Source organism: Kitasatospora setae KM-6054, assembly GCF_000269985.1.
GTDB lineage: Bacteria > Actinomycetota > Actinomycetes > Streptomycetales > Streptomycetaceae > Kitasatospora > Kitasatospora setae.
Window position 1 is genome coordinate 7938365 of the sequence record NC_016109.1, and the last position, 18124, is coordinate 7956488.

An 18124-nucleotide genomic window follows, 5' to 3' on the forward strand; every position below is an offset into this window, starting at 1 on the left:
GGGCTCACCACAGCAGGAGCGCCATCACCAACACTGCTATCAGCCCCAGTCCGACGCCCAACACGCCTAATATGATGCCCAGTTGAGACCCCTGCGGGGGTGGTTGCGGCGGTGGCGGCGACGAGGGCGGGCGCGGCGGGACGGGCCGGGGCAGGACCTCCGGGAGGTCGTCGGGTTCGGCAGGGGGTGTAAGGACGGCCGGGGGAGCGGGCGGAGGCGCGGCCGGGGGAGCGGGCGGTGGGGCCGGAGGCGCCTCCGGGGACGGCTCACCAGGTGGTCCGGCCGTCCCGGCGGGTTCGGAAGGGGGGAGCGGCTGCCCCGGGACGGCACGGGCCCGGTGGTGGAACAACTCCTGCCAGACTTCGGACGGCAGGTCGGGCGCGGCCCGCTCCGACCCGGGCGGCGGGACCAGCAGGGCCAGCAACTCCCGTTCGGCCGGGGTGTTGTCGAGCAGCAGCCCCGTGAACAGGGCGACCAGTGCCTGGTGGTGCTGCTGGTCCCGCAGGTGGGGGAGGACCGCCCAGTCGAACAGCCAGACGGCGCGCTCGACGCCCTTGCCCTCGGCGTCCGGCCCCGCGGCGGTGCGGTCGATGAACAGCCGTTGGCTCAGCACCTGGGCGCAGAGCAGCGACCTCTCGCCGGGACTGCGCTCCCGGCCGCGGACGTGCAGGGCCTGCAGCAGCTGGTTGGTGGCGGAGACCGACAGGCTCTCCTCGCGCAGGACCTCCAGCAGCGGCTCCTCGCCGGCCTCGGCCAGCTCGCACAGCCGGGCGACGACCGCCTTGGCGTCCGCGCCGGGCCGGTCGAGGCACCGGCGGACCTCCGCGACGGGCGCGGGGACGTGGGGCGCGGGGACGTAGACGGTGGGGAACTCGGCCTCGTCCTCCTGGTACGGGGGCCGGTCGGGGTGCCGGTGCCGGTTCCGGTCGGCCCGTTCCCCGTAGCGGTCGGGTTCGGCCCGTTCCCCGTAGCGGTCGGGGACGTCCCGTTCGCCGTGGCGGTCGGGGACGTCCCGGTGCTCGGGGCCGCCGCGCCCGTCCCGGTCCCGGTGGTCCCGGTGGTCCCGGTGGTCGCCGTCGGCCGGGGAGTGCCGGGGCCGGGGGTGCGGGGGCGGGGTGCCCCGGAGGGCGCGGGCGAGCAGGCGCAGGCGTTCCTCGGGCGGCCGCCCGGCGGCGTTCCGCAGGGCGGGGGCGGTGAGTTCGGGCAGGCCCGAGCTCCCGTGGGCGGGGCGGTTCAGCAGCCGTTCCACCAGCCGGGCGGCGAGTTCGTGGGCCTCGTCGTGCTCGGCCCGGCGGGGGTCGATGCGGGAGCGTTCGTGCTGCGGGCCGGAGTCGGTGGTCCAGTCGTCGACCCAGGTGACCGTGAGGTCGTGGCGGTCCGTCACGTCGTAGGTGGCGAAGGTCCACGGCTGGGGGAGCCAGCGGCGGCCGAAGATCTCGTACAGGCCCCGGATCGCGGCGGCGGACGGGTTGCGGTCGGGCCAGCCGGGCAGGGCGTCGACGCGCAGCGAGAGCCGGGAGCCGGGGCGGCGCAGCAGGGCCGCGGTGGCGACCGTGAGCGCGTCGCGGACCTCGGCGATCCGTTCCGGGCCGTCGGCCCAGGCCCGCTCGGAGAGGTCCCGCAGCCGGGCGGTGCCGACCGGTTCGCAGGTGCCGGTGGCCTGTTCGGCGAACTGCCTGGTGCTGATCGGCCAGTCGTGCAGGGCGAGCGCGGTGCGGGCGGTGAGCGAGTGGGGGGTGCCGAGCAGCAGGTGGCAGGCGGTGTTCGGCCGTCCGGCGGCGTCCCAGGTGGGCCAGCGCCGGATGACGACGGTCTCGTCGCGCTTGGTGAAGGTGCGGACCAGGCCGGGGCGTTCCGCGTTGTCGACCCGGAGCAGCGGGGCCAGTTCGCGGGCGAGGTCGTCGGCGACCTCCGGGGGGCAGGACCAGGCGGCGGGGGCCAGGCCGGAGCTGCGGCGGCCCTGGTTGCCCTGCCAGCGGAACACGACCTGGTCGACGTACTCGCTCGGTCCGGTGGTGTTCATCGTCCGGCCTCCGGGGCGGTGCGGGCGTCGGGCAGGTCGATGACGCCGTGCGCGGCGAGCAGGGCGATCAGCGGCTCCAGGACCCGCTGCGCCCGGACGCCGTGCGGGTAGCGGCGGTCCTGCTGCCGTCCGCCGGTGGCGGAGGCGATGTGCATGGTGCAGTGCAGGGCGGTGTCGAAGGGGCGCAGCCAGGACTTCCCGGCGTGGCGGTGCAGCAGCGCGTACACGTCGCGGCTCTCCTCGTGCAGCCGTCGCCGGCTCAGGGGGGTGGTGCCGGGTTCGGTCAGCCAGCGGTCCACGGGGGGTTCGGTGCGCAGCAGGTCGGCCTTGGAGACCACGACCGCGGACGGCACGGTCAGGTGCGGGCCGGTGCGCGGGACGCGGTCCAGGACGGTGGCGAACGCGGGGTCGCCGTCCCGGTTGACGCGCAGTCCGAGCGAGGCGCGCAGTTCGTCGAGCTGGGGCAGGGGCACGGCGAGGAGCGGGTCGACGACGAAGACCAGGGCGTCGACGCCGAGCAGGAAGCGCAGCAGCGCGTCGGTGCGCAGCAGGTCCTCCCCGGCCAGGTCGAAGAAGGCCAGCGGGCGGGTCCGGCCGCGGGAGTCGGTGATCAGCAGGGACTCGACGAACCGGACCGGCTCGTCGTCGCCGAGCCCGGCGGTGTGGCCGATCACGTTGCCGTTGCGCAGCGGCACCACCTGCCGGTTCAGGAAGTTGGCGTGCTGCTCCGGGTTGACGGACTGCCAGCTGACGCCGTACGGCTTCAGCCGGTCGTCGGTGATCTCGGCGATCATCTGGGCCAGCAGGTGGCTCTTGCCGGTGTTGGACTGGCCGATCATGGCGACGGTCAGCGGGCGCCCGTTGAGCAGGTACGGCACCGGGACGTGGTGCGTCGGGCTGCCCGTGCAGCGCTGGAAGGCGCCGCGCAGCTCGTCGGCGCGCAGTTGCCGGCTCTGCTGTGCGGTGAGCCGGTACGGCTGGAGCTCCTGGAAGGAGTCGGGGACGTACAGCGCCTGCGGATCGAAGTGGATGCGTTCCAGGCAGGACGGGCACAGCACCCCGTCCTCGTCGGCCTCCGGGCCGTCCGGGCCGCCGCCGGTGCCGCCGTCCGCGGCGCGCTTGAGGGCGACGGCCCGGTCGAACGCGGCGCGGTGCGGGGCGAGGTCGTCGGGGTCGCGGACGGCGGCCTGGCCGTGCCCGGGCGCGAGCAGGTCGCGGAGCGCCGCCGGAGCGGGCCGGTCCGCGGCCCGGGGGGCGAACGAGGAGCGCATGCTGTGGGCGAGCGAACGGTGGTCGGCCAGGTCGGCCGGCTCCCGGTCGGGGTCGCCCTCCTGCCCGGTGACCAGGCGGTACATCACCTGGGCGGCGCTCCACAGGGTGTCGCGCGGGTCGTTCTCCCCGGTGCCGCCGCGCAGTTCGGGCGAGGCGTACGGGGCGGTGCCGCCCGCGGTGCGCGGCCGGCCGGTGCGGGTGACCGCGTGCAGACCCCACAGCTGCACGGACCGCCCGTCCCAGCGCACGGTCGCCGGGGTGACGCCCTGGTGGACCAGGCCGAGCTCGGCGAGCAGCGCGGCGGCGTCGACCAGGTCCCGTTCGACGACCCGCAGTTGGACGCCGGGCAGGCCGTGCAGCTGGTCGACCCGGGTGCCGCGCGGCGGCAGGTAGAGGACGAACGGCTCGGCCGCCTCCAGGTCGTAGCCGAGCAGCGTCGGGAACAGCCGGGCGGCCGGACCGCCCTCGAAGGCGCGGTGCAGCCGCAGGGCGGCCGCCGCCTCCGCGTCCAGTGCGTCACGGGCCGCCTCGGCCGGGCCGGCACCGTCCGCGGCGGCGGCCCGGACCTGCACGCAGCGCTTGCCGCCGAGCGACGCGTTGCGCATCGGGGGCCCGCCGCGGCCGGTGCCGGACGGGTCGGGGCCGAACCGGGCGGGGGCCACCAGCCGCCGCCCGGCGGGCGTCAGGTACGGCAGGTCCACGGCTTTCTGCGGGCCGGGGCCGCCGGGGCCGTTCAGGTCCCGCGGGCGCGGGCCGGGCCGGGTGCTGCTCACCACTGCTCCTCCTCGTCGTACGCCGAGCCGTGCCGCTGCCGGACGGTCCCGACCACCCCGGCGCGCAGCGCCGTCAGCCGCAGCCGCCCCGCGTAGCGGCCGGCCGCGGTCCGCACCTCCCGGGCCTCCTCGCCGCCGCCGTCGAGCAGCGGCCCCCCGTGGGCGGACTCGGGGGCGAAGCGGACCAGGACGACCGCGTCCGGGTTGCGGCTGAGCAGGTCCTGCTGCTCGGCCGAGTTCAACTGCAGCAGGCCCCGGCCGTCCCGGTCGGGGAAGGTCTGGTCGGCGGCCCGGCCGACGTCGACGCCGAGCAGCCCGGCCGGGCCGCTGCGCATCCGGTGCGGGGCCGCGAACGGCGGGGCGGGCAGGACGTCGTTGCGGTCCAGGTGGTCGCGGGCCGCGGCGAGCAGTTCGCGCACCCGCTCGGTGATCCGCTCCTGGGCGGCGTCACCGGCCCGGCCGCGCTCCACCGCCCCCCAGTACGGGTCCAGGGCGGTCAGGGTGGCGTCCGTCAGGTCACCGACCAGGGTCGGCACCAGCTCGGGGCCGCCCTTCGCCTCCCCGCGCTCCAGCCACCGCGGGCGGCCGGCGGCGCCCGGCCGGGGCCCGGCGGCCGGGCCGCCGGCCGCCCGGGCCGGGTTGTCCTCGGAGCGCAGGCCGATCCAGTCGTCGTCCGCTTCGTCGTCGTACTGCCCGTCGCCGTACCCGTCGCCGTCGCCGTCGCCGTCGCCGTCGCCGTACGACCAGGGGTCGTCCTCGTCGTCGGCGGCCCGGCCCAGCCAGTCCTCCTCGCTCTCCCCGGCGGCACCGGACGGTTCGGCGAGGTCCCGGGCGGCCTCCTCCTCGGCCGCCGCCGCGGTGGCCCGCAGCATGCCGACCACCGACATCGCCGCGTCCGCGCAGTACCGGCGCTCCTCGACCGCCCAGAACTCGCGCAGGGCCCGCACCAGCAGCGCCTCCAGCCCGTGCAGCTCCTGCTGCAGCGGCTCCACGCCGCGCTCCAGGCCCCAGCGCTGCGCGTGGTCGCGCCAGGCCCGGAGCACCAGCCAGCCGGCGAGGACGCCCCCGACCGGCAGGCCGACGACACCCGTCCAGGGCGGCAGCCCGGCCGCGCCGGCCGCCGCGGCCGACACCGCCGCCCCCAGCAGCGCGGCCACGCCGAGCCCGACCGCGTGCGAGACCCGGCCCGGCCCGCCCGGCAGCCGCAGCACCCCGGCCAGCACGCCCAGCGAGACCAGCAGCGGCACGACCAGCGCGGCCGGCAGCGCCGGCCAGGTCCACAGCCCGCCCAGCAGCCCGGCCAGCCCGGCCGCGCCCAGCACACCGAGGCCCGGCGGGGCGGGCGGCAGGCTGCGGTCGCCCGCGGTGGACGGCCGCAGCCCGTCGAGCTCGGCGAGCAGCGGGCTGTTCGACAGCGGCTGCACCTGACCGGCGAGCAGCGTGAGCCGCTGGGCCACCGAGCGCAGCGGCAGCCCCGCGTTCAGCAGCCCGACGGCGAGCAGGCGCAGGCTCTCGCCGACCCGCTCGCCGGTGGTGGTCGGGGGATCCAGCGCGATGCCCAGCTTGGCCAGCTGGGTGGCGGACTCGGCGGCGGAGCGCGTCCCGGCGGTGCCGCCGTCGATCCGCAGCACCCGGCCGACCAGGGCGCCGTACCGGTCGAGCGCCTGCCGGCCCCGGCCCAGTGCCGACTCCAGCTCGGCCCGCCCGGCCCCGGTGACCAGCCCGGCCGGCCCGCCGAACCGGACCGCCTCGGCCCTGGCGGTGTCCAGCGCGTCCACGGCCTCGTGGTGCGCCCGGGACTCCTCGCCGCTCCCGGTCCGCCGCCACGGCGAACCGGTCGCGGAACCGGTGACCAGCCCCTCCAGGGCGCCCGGCAGCCGGTCGCCCGCCGGTCCGGCCGGAGCCGGGTCGTGCGAGCCCGCGAAGCGCAGCAGCGCCTCGCTCCACGCCTGGTGGCGGACCTCCGGGGACAGCCCGTGCTCCAGCACCCGCAGTGCCGGGGCCGCCACCCCGTCCGGCAGCGAAGCGAGCAGGTCCAGCGTCTCGTCGAAGAGCTCGGGAACGGACAGGACGTCGGCCAGCACGGCCAGCGCCTGCGGGTCGGCGGGCCCGGCCGGGTCGTCGTGGCCGTGCCCGGCCTGCAGGTCACCGGCCCAGACCAGGCCGGCCTCGGGCGCCCGCAGGGTCGCGGGCCGCAGCAACCGCCGCTCCGCCGGGCCGGGGTGGTCGGGCAGCCCGCCCACCAGCAGGCAGAGCACCCGCACCCGGCCCGGCGCGCGGTAGGCCATCACCTGCTCGATCCGGGTGTGGTGGGCGTCCAGCCCGGCCGGGGTGTCGATCACCAGGAACCGCAGGTCGTGCGGCTGGGACAGGCCCTGCTCCGCCAGCCGGGCCACCACGGCGCTCCGCAGCACGGCCGGGTCCGTACCGGCCAGCTCCGGGGCGCGCAGATCGAGCCGGACGACGGGCGCGGGCACCGGGAAGGAACTGCTCACGCCTCCTCACCGTCCCAACGCTCGGCGCCGCGCGACCGCCCGGGCTCCTCCGCGCGGGACGACCACCCGTACGACGACTCGTCCCACTCCGCGACCCGGCCGGTGCCGCGGTCGGTGTACCGGTCGGTGTCGCGCTCGGTGTACCGGTCGGTGCTGCGGTCGGTGTCGCGGTCGGTGTACCGGTCGGTGTCTCGCTCGGCGTACCGGTCCGGGCCGGGGCCGCTCCGTTCCGCGGACCGGGGCGGCCGCTCGTCCCGTTCGTCGTCCCGTCCGTCGTCCCGTCCGGCGGGGCGGCGGGTGCCGAAGTCCTCTTCCTCCTCGCGGGGCGGGGCGGTCCGGGCGCCGTGCGGCTCGTCGTCGACGTCGTCGACCGGGCGCGGGTCCAACTGGCCGCTGCGGATGGCCTCCAGGAGCGTCGCCAGGTTCGGCTGGACGGCCCGCTGGTCGTTGAACTCCAGCCGCAGCGCGGCGGGCAGGGTCTCCGCCCAGAACTGCCACAGCGGGCGGAACCAGCCGTCGACCCGTTCCCCGCCGTTCTCTCGGCGGGTCCGGAGCATCTTCCGCTGCTGCGGCGCGATCTGCTCGACCAGCCGGACGAACAGCGGGTCGGGCCGGCTCGCCGAGCGGGTCAGGCCCGCCGGGTAGGCCGACATCAGGCGGCTGCAGTAGTCCTCGACGGTCCGTTCGTCGTCGAGCACCGTCCACCGCTCGTAGGCCCGCAGCAGTTCGGCCCAGCTGGAGACGCCGTTCTGCTGCTCGCCCAGCCGCAGCCGCACGCCCGGCACTTCCGGCCCGTGCTCCCGGAACAGTCGCAGCCGGATCAGCCGCGGGGAGTCCTCGGGGCCCTCCAACACGTCGACCTGCCCGTTCCAGAGCAGGTTGAGCAGCCGGTGCAGGATCAGGCGGCGGTCCGCCTCGGTGGAGACCAGCCAGTCGTCGCGGTGGCCCAGCCGCTGGCGCCAGCGCAGCACGTCGTCGCCCTGCTCGTTGTCCTTCGCCTTGGCCCACTGCCGGAGCATCTTGCGGGCCTCCGGCACCTGGGTGAGGCTCATCTCGCTGCGGAACAGCACCACCGTGATCGACTGCGTCTCGACGCCCCGGAACTCGGCCCGGGCCTCCTTCGGCAGTCGCAGCGCCTTCCGCAGGAAGTCCTCCACCTCGTCCGAGGACTTCACCCGCGGGTACGTCACCAGGGCCTTCAGCGGGCCGGTGCCCTCCGGTACGAAACCGGCCGGCAGCAGCCCGGCGAGCTTGCGGCCGAACTGCTCCAGCGCCTCCTTGCTGACCAGTTCGGCGTCCTCCTCGCTGCCCGCCGCCGCGGCCAGCAGCACCCCCATCGCGGGCAGCAGCGGACGCTCCTCCAACTGCTCGCCGCTCTCCGCGAACAGCCGCTTCACGCCCGCCTCGACGGCCGCCTTGACCTCGCCGACCGCACCGGCCGGGCTGCGCCGGCTGAGCGCGTTGGCCGCGCGCCACTCGTCGCCGCCGACCAGCCGCATCAGCAGGGCCGCCTGGTCCTCGCTCTCCGGCAGGCCCTCGCGGGCGGCCAGCCGGGCCACCAGGTCGTCGTAGAAGTGCTTGAGGTCGCGCTGCGGCGGCAGCAGGTACGACACGCCGGTGCGGTCCTCGTACAGCGTCTGGGACTGCTCGGCGAACGCCCGCGGCTCGTCCTTGGCGTGGCTGCGGAAGGCCGAGACCAGCCGGTTGACCTCGCTCTCCAGGGCCCGGGCGGCCGGTTCCCAGCGCTGCTGCTGGCTCTTCCACGCCTCGTGCCACACCTGGTGGCTGCGCCACTTGTACCAGGCGTCCTGGGCGCGCAGCACGGCCTGGACCTCCTCGTCGCCCCAGCGCGGCTGGGCGAGGCCGCCCATCCGGCGCCGGATCCGGGCCCCGCTCGGCGGGGTCTCGCGGGTGCCGGGCGGCAGCGGGGGCGTGTGGGTGCGCTGGTCGAGCATGCCGAGGAAGCCCAGCCGGGCCAGGGAGTCGCCGGCCTGCGGGTCGCCCCGCACGACCCGCTGCACGGTGAACGGGTCGACGCCCGCCAGCAGCCGGTCGACCGCCCGGCGGGGCGCGAAGTCCTTCGCCATCTCGGCGGTCCGGGCGGCCGCCTGCCGGGCCAGGTTGGCGAGTTCGGACTGCATGCCGGCCAGCCGGGCGGCCAGCCCCGCCTCGATGGCCGAGCTGCCGCGCGGCTCCGGCGAGGGCGGCTGGATCGGCAGTTGGGGCCGCCGCAGCAGCTCCTCGAGCCCGGAGTCGGCGAACACCTGCTGCACCAGGTCGGCGGCGCTCCGGCCCGGGCGGTGCGCCCGGTCGTCGAGCTGGTCGATCGAGGCGCGCAGGATCCGGCCGGACACCAGCGAGGCCAGCTCGTCCACCGGCGCGGTCATCGAGGCGACCAGGCTGGTGGAGACGCCGCGCCGGCCGATGCCGGACGGCGCGACGGCGGCCCGCTGCACGCCCCGGTTGATGAAGCTCGCGGCGAAGGTCTGGTAGTCGTCGTCGGCCCTGGTCCGGGCGGCGCGGCCGTCGCCGAGCTCGGTGCCGATCAGCGACATCACCAGCGACACCATGGAGCGGCGCAGGTCGTCCGGGCGGATGCCCGCGGTGCGGTTGAACAGGAAGGCGGTCGGCAGGATGCCGGTGCGCAGCCGGATCGGGGCGGTGTGCGGGTAGCGGATGCGCAGCATCAGCTCCTCGTCCACGTCGCCGTGGTCGACTCCCAGCACGGGGGCGTTCTGCTCGTCCACCAGGCGGAACAGGTCGACCAGGGCGCGGGCCGAGTTCAGCTCCGCCTCCCGGCCGCCACCGCCGGACACCGGGAACGCCGAGGGCATCACCACCAGCGGGTAGACCTTGACGCCGTCGAAGCCCTTCTCCCGGAAGGCGTGGTTGATCAGGTAGAGGTAGTCCAGGAAGATGCCCGCGCCGGTGCCGCCGGCCACCGAGAACGCCACGAAGACGTCGCACCCGCTGACCGGACCGCCGCCGAGCTGGCTGAGCGACCCGCCGGAGCGGGCGAGCGCGTCGATCGCCTGCATCAGCGGCTCCAGGACCGGGTCCAGGCCGCCGCGCAGGGTCCCGAACAGGCCCGCCCGGCCGACCGTCGGCAGCTGGCCCGCGCCGTTCTTCAACGGTGTCACCCGCGGCTCGTTCTGCCGGGGCGGCAGCCACGCCGCGGTCTCCTCGGGCATGCTCGCCCGGAGCATCTTGGTGACGTCCGGCGAGCTGTCGAAGTTCGGCAGCAGGTCGTGGGTGGAGCGCGAGGTGCGGCTGAACACCGGGCGCATCGCCGGGGCGGCGGTGGCGTGCGGCAGCCGGGCCAGGTCGGTCTCGCTGAAGTCGGCGTAGACGAACTGCAGGCAGTCCGGCAGCTGGTAGGGGGCCAGGCCGCCGAGGCCGGTCAGCGCCGTGCCGTCCGGGCCGCAGAGCTCGGCGCGCAGGCGCCGGTCGAGCTCCGCGCCGACCAGGCCACCGGTGCCGCCCAGACCGACGAACAGCATCGGCTGGAAGATCTTCATGGGTTCCGCCTCCATCCGGCCGCACGGGGCGGCCGGCTCGGGTGTCGAAAGGAACGGGGTGGACGGGGCCCGGGGCCCCGGTGCCGGGCAGCGGCCCGGGTCACAGCCACGCGTCGGTGGACTCGGGCGGCAGGGCGGAGGACGGCACGCCGCCGGACGGCGCCGGGGCGACCGGGGCGGGGCGGTGGTTCGCGGTCAGCAGCAGGCTCAGGCCGCCCGTGAGCGCCACCGGCGCGCCCTCGGTCAGCCGGACCCGGTCGCGGCGCCGGGTCTCCAGCACCGCGCCGCCGTCCTGGCCGCGCTGCACCCGGTACGTCCCGCCGGAGTGGTGGACCAGCCGCGGGTACGGGCTGCCGATGCCCTTCACCTCGAACTCGTACCAACCGCCGGACCCGGCGGTGGTGGTGAGCGTGCTCGCCTCGGCGCCGCGCTCGTCCAGCAGGGTCAGCTCCAACCCCTCCGGGGACCTGCGGCGCCGACGGACCGCCAGCCGGACCAGCAGCACCAGCGCGGCGGCCGCGGCCAGCAGACCGGCGGCCAGGAGGGCCCACCACCACTGCTCCAGGAAGGACGGCGGCGGGGTGACCCGGACCGACAGCGGGGCGTCGACGACCACCCGGTCGTGGTCCGAGGTGTCGACCACGGTGGCCTTGCCGCCCACGGTGACCCCGTCGTCCGGCAGCCGGAACGCCGCGGCGTCGCCCGCGGTCAGCGTGACGTCGACGGTGCGGGACTCCTTGGGCGCCAGCGTGACGGTGTCCGGGGACAGCGTCAGCAGGCCGGGGGCGACGTCGGTGACGCTCGCGTGCAGGGTGTGCGGCACCGCGTCGTCGTTGCGCAGGGTCAGCCGGGCCTCCACCGACCCGCCCGGGTGCGCCGCCAGCGGGCCGGCGGCCGAGAAGGCCGCGGTGACCAGCGGCACCGCGGGGGAGACCGCCGAACGGAACGGGCGGTTCTCGTCGGCGGTCAGACCGGCGGCGGTCAGGGTGCTGGACGCCGTGATCGCGCCGGTGGCGGAGGCCGGGACGGTGACCGTGCCGGTGAACGTGGCGTCCCCGGCCCTCGCGTCCGGGGCGGCCCCGTCGTCGGACAGCGCGACCGGCACCGGCGAGAAGCCGTCACCGGTCAGCAGGGAGGCGACCGACAACTGCTTCAGGTCCTGCTGGTCGGTGATCTCCAGGCCCTTGCGGGTCTGCAGCCGGACCGTCACGGTGGCCCGCTCACCGGCCCGCGGCGACGGCGGGGACAGCGTGATCGAGCTGTTCAGGGCGCCGCGCCAGAGCACGCTGACACTGGCCAGCTGGGAACGGTGGTCCTCGGGCGCGTCCAGGTGGACCCGCCACTGGCCCGGCACCGGGTCGGTGATGCGCAGCGACTCGACGCTCTGGCCCTGCCCGGAGAACTCGTAGGTCGAGCCCTGGTCGGAGCCGGACGCGCCGACCCGTCGCCCGCTGGGGTCGTAGTAGGTCGCGGTCACCAGCGGGTCGCCCTTGTCGACCACGATGCTGCCGACGGCGGCCAGTGGGGAGATCCGCACCTGGAGGTCGGCCGGCGGACGGCCGGTCTGCACGCCCCCGGTGCGCAGGCAGTGGGCGGCGGCGAACGCCGTCTCCAGCGCCGCGCCGACCTCCCCGGAGTCCTGCACCACGGTGGCCCGCGGGGTGGCGTCGGGAAGGCTGACGCACCCCTCCTGGTACCCGGCGGCGGCCATCCGGTCCAGTGCCGCCCGGTCGGGCAGCGAGCCGAAGCCCAGCGGCCAGATCTGGATCTTCGCGGCCTTCGCCGCGGCCAGCGCCGTGGCCAGGTCCGCCTCGGCGACGGCCATCCGGGCATCCGGGGTGAGGTCCTTGCCGTACGACTCGCTGTTGCGGACGTCCAACTTGCCGTCGGTGAGCAGGAACAGCACCCGCGGCACCGACGGGTCGGCGGCGCCGAGCCGGGTGACGGCCTGGGCGACGGCGTGCGGGAAGTCGGTGTCGTCGCCCTCCTCGGGGGTGCGCCGGTGCAGCCCGGCCGCGCAGCTGCCGATCCGGTCGCGGCCGACGGCGTCCAGGGGGGTCGGCGGGCAGACCTCGTCCACCGGGCCCAGCGCCTTCCCGCTGGCGAAGCCGAAGATGCCCACCGTCGAGGCGTGGTGGACCTCGCCGAGGGCGATCCGGAGGGCGGCCGTGCGCTCGCGTTCGAGGTCGGCCGGGTCGAGGCTGCCGGATTCGTCGACCGCGACGGCGTAGTTGACCGGCCCGATCGCGGCGGCGGCGGACGGGCCGGACCCGGACCCGGTGGCGGACGCGGTGGCGGACGCGGAGGGCGACGGGTCGGCGGCGAAGGCCGGGGCGGTGGGCAGCCCGGTGACGGCCAGCAGGGCCGCGGCGACGCCCGCCGCGGTGCGCCCGAGGCCCCGGCGCGGGTACCGGAGCCGGAACGGGGCCGGCGCGGCGCGACGGCAGGTGGGCACGATGGACAGGTGGGGCACCGTCGTTTCCTCCGGTTTCAGGGTGCGTGCTTCCGACCGACCGGCAGGGCCGGCCGGGAGATCGGCGGATGAGGGGTGTGGGCGGGTGCGCTCAGCCGAGCAGCACTCCGGCGGTGGTGAGGACGGCGCCGGGGGCCAGACAGCCGACGCCCCGGCGGATCCAGCGGTACTTGGCGGCCAGGATGGTGCTGACGTCGACGGCCTGGAGCAGCAGCCACCCGGCCGGGTCGCGCCCGGCCGCCGCCAACCGCTCGGCCAGCTCCGGCCCGGCGGCGCCGGGCAGCAGGTCGCCGAAGTAGGTGACGCTCTCGTGCTCGCCCTGGGTACCGGTGCGGGGCATGATCGCCTGCACCAGCGCCACGGTGCCGGCCGCCCAGCACACCGCGCCGAGCACCAGCAGGACCGAGGCGTACCCGGCCGCCCCGCCGCCCGGCCAGCCCTGGCCGAGCAGCAGGGCGGGCAGGCCGAGGGCGCCGGTCAACAGGATCGAGGCCTTGGTGTCGGCCCGGCCGATGTCCTCGCGGACCGCGGCCAGCAGGTGGCCCGCGACGAAACGGTTCTCGTCGGCGGACGGCGAAGGCGAAGGCGATGGCGAAGGCGAAGGGGCGGCGGGCGCGGTGGTGGCGGGTGCGGTTGCGGCGGTGGTCGGGGCTTCGGTCACGGCGTCACCGGCCCCGGTCCGGCGACCAGGCCCGGTCGTCGTGGTCGTCCTGGTCGTCGGGCCAGTCGTCGCGCTCTCGCTCCCGCTCTCGCTCCCGCTCCCGGTCGCGCTCCCGCTCCCGCTCCCGCTCCCGGTCGCGCGCGCGGTCGGTCCGTTCCGGCCGGTCGTCCGGGGGCGCGGCGCTCTCCCAGTCGTCGAACGCCTCGCTGGGGCGGCGGCGCGGCCGGTCCGCGTCCGGTGCGACGTCCAGCCAGGTCGGGGTGTACGGCTGCGGGGTTTCGCGGTTCCGCCCCGGACGGTCCGTCCCTCGGTCGCGGTCGTCCGGTGTGTCGTCGCGGTGCGGGGCGGAGGTGAGTTCCGCGGGGCGGTGGCCGGAGCGGACCGGGGGGCGGCCGAGGGCGCCCGCGGCCGGGTGGCCGTCGGCGCTCAGCATGTCCCCGAGCCGGTTCTCCAGCTCCACGGACTGGATCGCCCCGTCCCGCATCAACTCGACGGCGCTGGTGAGCCGTTCCTGCCGGTCGGCGTGCTGCTGCCGGTGCAGTCCGGCGAGGTAGGCGGCGGCCCCGTCCGGGTCGGCGGCGAGGATGTAGGTCCGTTCGGTCTGCTCCCCGCCGTCCAGGATCCGTTCGAACTTCCCCATCTGGAGGGCCAGGAGCTGGGACTTGCGGTACTCCTCGGCCAGCTTCCCCTGGTGCTCCTGCGCGGCCAGGTCGCCCTGGTTGCTGCCGTCCCGGAGTCGCCCGGCGTGTTCGAGGGTCGCCCGGTCGACGGCGAAGCGGACGTACAGCCGGACGTCCAGCCCGAGGTCGTCGCCGAGGTAGTCCCACTGGCCGCTCGCGCAGGCGGACATGGCCTTGCGTTCGGCGTCGGCCGCGTCCGACACCCGGTGGTTCTCGCAGATGCCCCGCAGCAGGTGGACGAGCGGGGCCTTCAGCCGGACGGCGAGGTCGGTGAGCTGGGTCTCCACCACCCGGAGGCAGTCGGTGACCGTCCAGTGCACGTCCACCTCGACGTCGAAGAACGTGGTGCCGCCGACCGCCGGGACCTGGAGCGACAGCGAGGTGACGTAGGTGCCGCGGGCGACCTCGGAGACCGTCATCGCGCGGCCGAGGAGCGGGCGGTTGACGTGCTCGTCGCCCCGCGCGGTGACGATGCTGTGGCCGCCGTTGCGGTAGAAGTGCACCTGGGAGACGCCCGGTCCGGGCCGTCGGAGGGCGGTCGGGTCCTGCTGCTCGCGCAGCAGCGGGCCGGCGAGGAAGACCGGGGCGCCGGGTTCGGAGGGGTTCGGGTCGTTCGTCATCGCTCTTCCTCTTCGGTGGGCCGACGGGGGCGGTCCCGGGCCGGGCGGCCGGTGGTGGCGAGGTGCCAGAGCCGTTGGGCCGACGCCTGGTCCAGCGGCTCGTCGGCGTCGCGCATCATCCGGCGCAACAGCAGGTCCAGGAGCTGCCGTTCGTGGTTCTCGGCGAACAGCGCGGGCAGCAGCGCGGCCAGTCCGCGCCGGGTGTCCGGGCCGTCGTCGGCCGGGCCGACGGCCCCGCGCAGCCAGTCCGCCAGGGCGTCGACGGTGGCCTCGTGCGAGCGCGAGGTGCGCAGCGCCGTCCACAGCAGGTCGGCCAGTTCCCCGGCCCGGTCCGGGCGGGTCGCGGCGAGGGCCAGCGGCAGCGGCCAGTCCAGCAGGTCGGCGAGGTCCGGCGAGACCTCGCCGTCCCACACCTCGCCGACCGTGGTCACCGCCATCCGGACGACGGTGAGCAGGCCGAGGTCCTGGTGCGCCGGGCGGTGGTCCTTCGTCCAGTCCGCGATCCGGCGCAGCACCTCGCGGTCGGCGGTGCCGGACAGCATCCGGACGGTGCTGTACGAGACCAGCGGGGACAGGTCGTGCTCCGCGTCGGTGCCGATCCGGGCCAGCCAGTCGAGGGCCTCCGCGGCCGGGGCGAGGTGGCCGAAGCCGAGCGCCATGGCGGCGGTCCAGCGCAGCCGGACCGAGGGGGAGCGCACCCAGTCCCGGACCAGGGCGCGGACCGTGGGCCGGTGGCTGGCGTGCCGGGAGGTCTGGTCGAGCACGGTGGCGGCGAACGCGCGGCGCTGGGGGGCGGCCGCGGTCGCCATCGGCCGGATCAGCTTGTCGTAGCCGGTGGCGAAGTCCCGGGAGCACAGTTCGCCGGCGGCCAGCGCCGCCCGCACCCACACCTCGGGCCGGGGGTCGTCGGTGAGCAGCCGGATCCAGCGGACCATCGGCTCGCGGGCCGGGTGGTGCCGGTCCCAGACCTCGGCGAGGACGGCGGCGGACAGCGCCCGGCCCCGGTAGCGGACGATCCGGGCCGGGGCGCCGACGCCCGCCGTCTCCACCTCGCCGTTGACCAACTCGGCCCGCAGGAAGGCGAGATCGGAGATCGGGTCGTCGCAGAACAGCGGCCGGGCGGGCGCGTTGGCCGGGTCGCGGGTGACCGCGAGCTCCCAGGTCAGCAGGTGGGCGGCCTCCGCCACGGTGCTGTGCGCCGAACCGTTCAGGACGGCGAGGGCGATCCGCGACGCGGTCGGGTGCAGCACCGTCGCGGCCGAGCGCTCGTTGCCGTCGGAGGCGTCCGCGATCGCACGGTCGGCCCCGGCGAACCACTCCTGGGCCTGCTGCGGGGCGAGGCTGGCGCACCCGTCGAGCAGTTCCGCGCGGGTGAGCCGGCCCCGCACGTGGGAGGCGATCAGGTCGGCGAACAGCTCGGCCTCGGCCGGGCGGAGGTCCTCCAGCCCGACGGCGGAACGCACCTCGGGGTCGTCGGCCAGTTGCTCGGCGCGCTCGACCAGCCGCGCGGACGCCCCGTCGAACGCGCTTCCGGTCCTGTTCCCGGACGCGTCGGGCAGCAGCTCGTCCGGGTCGGCCCCGTCCGCCAGCCGCTCGGACAGCCGGGCCCGCAGCAGCTCCTCGGTGGGGGCGGGCGGGCAGAGCAGCCCGTACCGCCCGGCGAGCAGCGGCGCCGCGGTCGGCCCGGCGGCCACCACCAGCACGGCGTAGGAGCCCCGGACGGCCAGGGCCGCGGCGAGCGCGTCCAGCTCCAGCTCGTCCGGCGGCAGCACCGAACGGCCCCCGCCGGACGGCAGTTCGAGCAGGAAGCCGCGCCGCCGGTCGGTACCCTCGCGGACCACGGCGGTCAACCGGCTCAGCGGGGTGTCCGGCGCGACCCGGGAGACCCGGGCGGACGGCTCCGCGCCGGCTGCCCCGGCTGCCCCGACCCCGGCCGCGGCGGCCGCCGGGCCCTCGGCCGGAACCGGCCCGGCCGCCGGGTCCCCGGCCGGACCGGGGGCGGTCAGCTCGTCCAGCAGTGCCAGGGTGGTGCAGGTCCGGCCGGTGCCCGGGGCACCGGCGAGCACCAGCACGTGCTGGCGCCGCAGCGCCTGCTGGAGACCGGCGTACCCCTCCGGGTCGCGGTAGATCCGGCGGACCCGGCGCAGCTCCTCCTCCGGCACCGGGCCGCTGACCGGGCCGACCGCCTGCCGGCTGTCCAGACGCAGGTGGACGTCGCCGATGAGGGCACTGTGGATCACCGAGCGGTCGAACAGGTTGTGGTCCCCGCCGACCTGGTAGGACGAGCGCGCCGAGCGGTGCGCCCGCGAGGTCGCCGCCATCCCGGCGGCGGCGCCGCCCTCCTCCTGCTCGTCGTCCAGCAGCTGGTCCCGGCTGAGCTGGCGGAAGCGGTCGCGCTCCGCCTCCTCGCGCTCCGCCTCCTCGCGCTCGTCGCGGCCGGGCTCGTCGCGCCCGGGCTCGTCGTCCTGCGCCCGTTCGTCCTGCGCCCGTTCGTCCCGCGCCCGTTCGTCCCGCGCCCGCCCGTCCTGCGGAGGGTCCTCCCGTACCTGCTCGTCCCGCGCCCGCCCGTCCTGGCCGCGAGGCTCACGGGGTTCACGGGGGTCACGAGGTTCGCGCGGTCCCTCCGCGCGGCGCTCCGGGGGAGCGTCGACGACCTTGTTCAGGTCAGGCACGGTGGCCTCCCTTGACGGTGCGGCCGATGTGGACCGGCGCCCGGTAGGTGTTGCCCTGGTTCACGGAGAGGTCGCCGTCCACCTGGATCTCGCCGAAGCTGATCCCGCCGGGCGCTACCGGGGGCGCTACCGGGCCCGGTATCGGGGCCGGGGGGTCCTCGGGGGCGTCGGGCCGGTCGGGTCCCCCGGGGGCGGCGGGTGCCGCGGGGGTGAGCGCCTCGGGCCGGGGGCGGCCGGGCAGCCGGAGCCAGGCGGGGACCTCGTCGTCCTTGAGTGCCAGCCGGGCGGGCGCGTAGTGCCCGGGGTCGACGAACCGGCCGCCGTGCCGGACCACTTCGCGGTACAGGGAGTCGGAGACGACGACCACCAGGTCGGCGCGTTCGCGTTCGAGCAGGTGGCGGCCGGCGTCCGCGTCGGTGAGCCGGCAGGCGAGGTCGACGGCGTGGCCACTGACCCCCTTGGCGTCGTGGGTGACCGGTCCGACGTGCAGGCCGATCCGCAGTCCGAGCGGGAGTTCCGCGTTCTCGTTCTCCTGGCGGAGCTGCTCGTGGACCTCGGTCAGCCAGACCCCGACGATCCGGGACGGCGGGACGGACGAGGCGATGGTGGCCAGGACGCCGTCGCCTCGGTCCTCCTGGTGGACGGCCGTGGCCGGGACGCCGGCGAGGCCGAAGGCCCGGTTCAGGACGGTGTAGAGCTGCCGGCGCATCCGGACCTTGCCGCGGTCGTCGTAGGCACTGGACTTCCGGACGTCCACCCCGACCACCAGCTCGTACACCGCGTCGATGGTCCCGTCGTTCACGTTCACCCCTGTGGTTGGCTTCGGCACACCGGCAGAATCGGCCCCCGGGAGACGGGTTGTCTGTGGCCGTTTACACGCGCCGTGCGGACGGCCGGCCGCACGCCCGCGCAGGCTGCCGTCCCCCCGGCGGTTCCG

The 18124-nt window shown here is 76.5% G+C and carries 9 protein-coding genes; all 9 read right to left on the reverse strand.

The annotated features are described in order from the left end of the window. Positions 1–4 precede the first annotated feature (4 nt). Positions 5–2023 (reverse strand): hypothetical protein, encoded by a 2019-nt coding sequence (locus KSE_RS34760; protein WP_014140076.1) that lies wholly within the window; start codon positions 2021–2023, stop codon positions 5–7. Further along, positions 2020–4068 (reverse strand): protein kinase family protein, encoded by a 2049-nt coding sequence (locus KSE_RS46080; protein WP_148283213.1) that lies wholly within the window; start codon positions 4066–4068, stop codon positions 2020–2022. The genes KSE_RS34760 and KSE_RS46080 overlap by 4 nt, the downstream gene beginning before the upstream one ends. Then, positions 4065–6563 carry a hypothetical protein gene (locus tag KSE_RS34770; protein ID WP_051055551.1) on the reverse strand — a complete coding sequence of 833 codons (2499 nt, stop codon included), beginning with the start codon at positions 6561–6563 and terminating at the stop codon, positions 4065–4067. Before KSE_RS34770 ends, KSE_RS46080 begins: the two co-directional genes overlap by 4 nt. Further along, positions 6560–10081 (reverse strand): tubulin-like doman-containing protein, encoded by a 3522-nt coding sequence (locus KSE_RS34775; protein WP_014140079.1) that lies wholly within the window; start codon positions 10079–10081, stop codon positions 6560–6562. Before KSE_RS34775 ends, KSE_RS34770 begins: the two co-directional genes overlap by 4 nt. Positions 10082–10181: 100 nt before the next feature. Next, positions 10182–12554, reverse strand: a complete 2373-nt coding sequence (locus tag KSE_RS34780) for a hypothetical protein (protein WP_014140080.1) — start codon at positions 12552–12554, stop codon at positions 10182–10184. A gap of 91 nt (positions 12555–12645) precedes the next feature. Further along, on the reverse strand, positions 12646–13215 hold the full coding sequence (locus KSE_RS34785) for a Pycsar system effector family protein (RefSeq protein WP_014140081.1): 570 nt from the start codon (positions 13213–13215) through the stop codon (positions 12646–12648). A gap of 4 nt (positions 13216–13219) precedes the next feature. Next, a complete protein-coding gene (locus KSE_RS34790) occupies positions 13220–14515 on the reverse strand; it encodes a hypothetical protein (protein ID WP_014140082.1) in 1296 nt (431 codons plus the stop codon). Further along, the gene (locus tag KSE_RS34795; protein ID WP_014140083.1) at positions 14512–17187 is read right to left on the reverse strand and encodes a hypothetical protein; all 2676 of its coding nucleotides are present in this window, start codon (positions 17185–17187) and stop codon (positions 14512–14514) included. The genes KSE_RS34790 and KSE_RS34795 overlap by 4 nt, the downstream gene beginning before the upstream one ends. Continuing rightward, positions 17180–17989, reverse strand: coding sequence for a nucleotidyl cyclase domain-containing protein (locus tag KSE_RS34800; RefSeq protein ID WP_081539939.1), 810 nt, complete (start codon positions 17987–17989; stop codon positions 17180–17182). The genes KSE_RS34795 and KSE_RS34800 overlap by 8 nt, the downstream gene beginning before the upstream one ends. Positions 17990–18124: the final 135 nt, after the last annotated feature.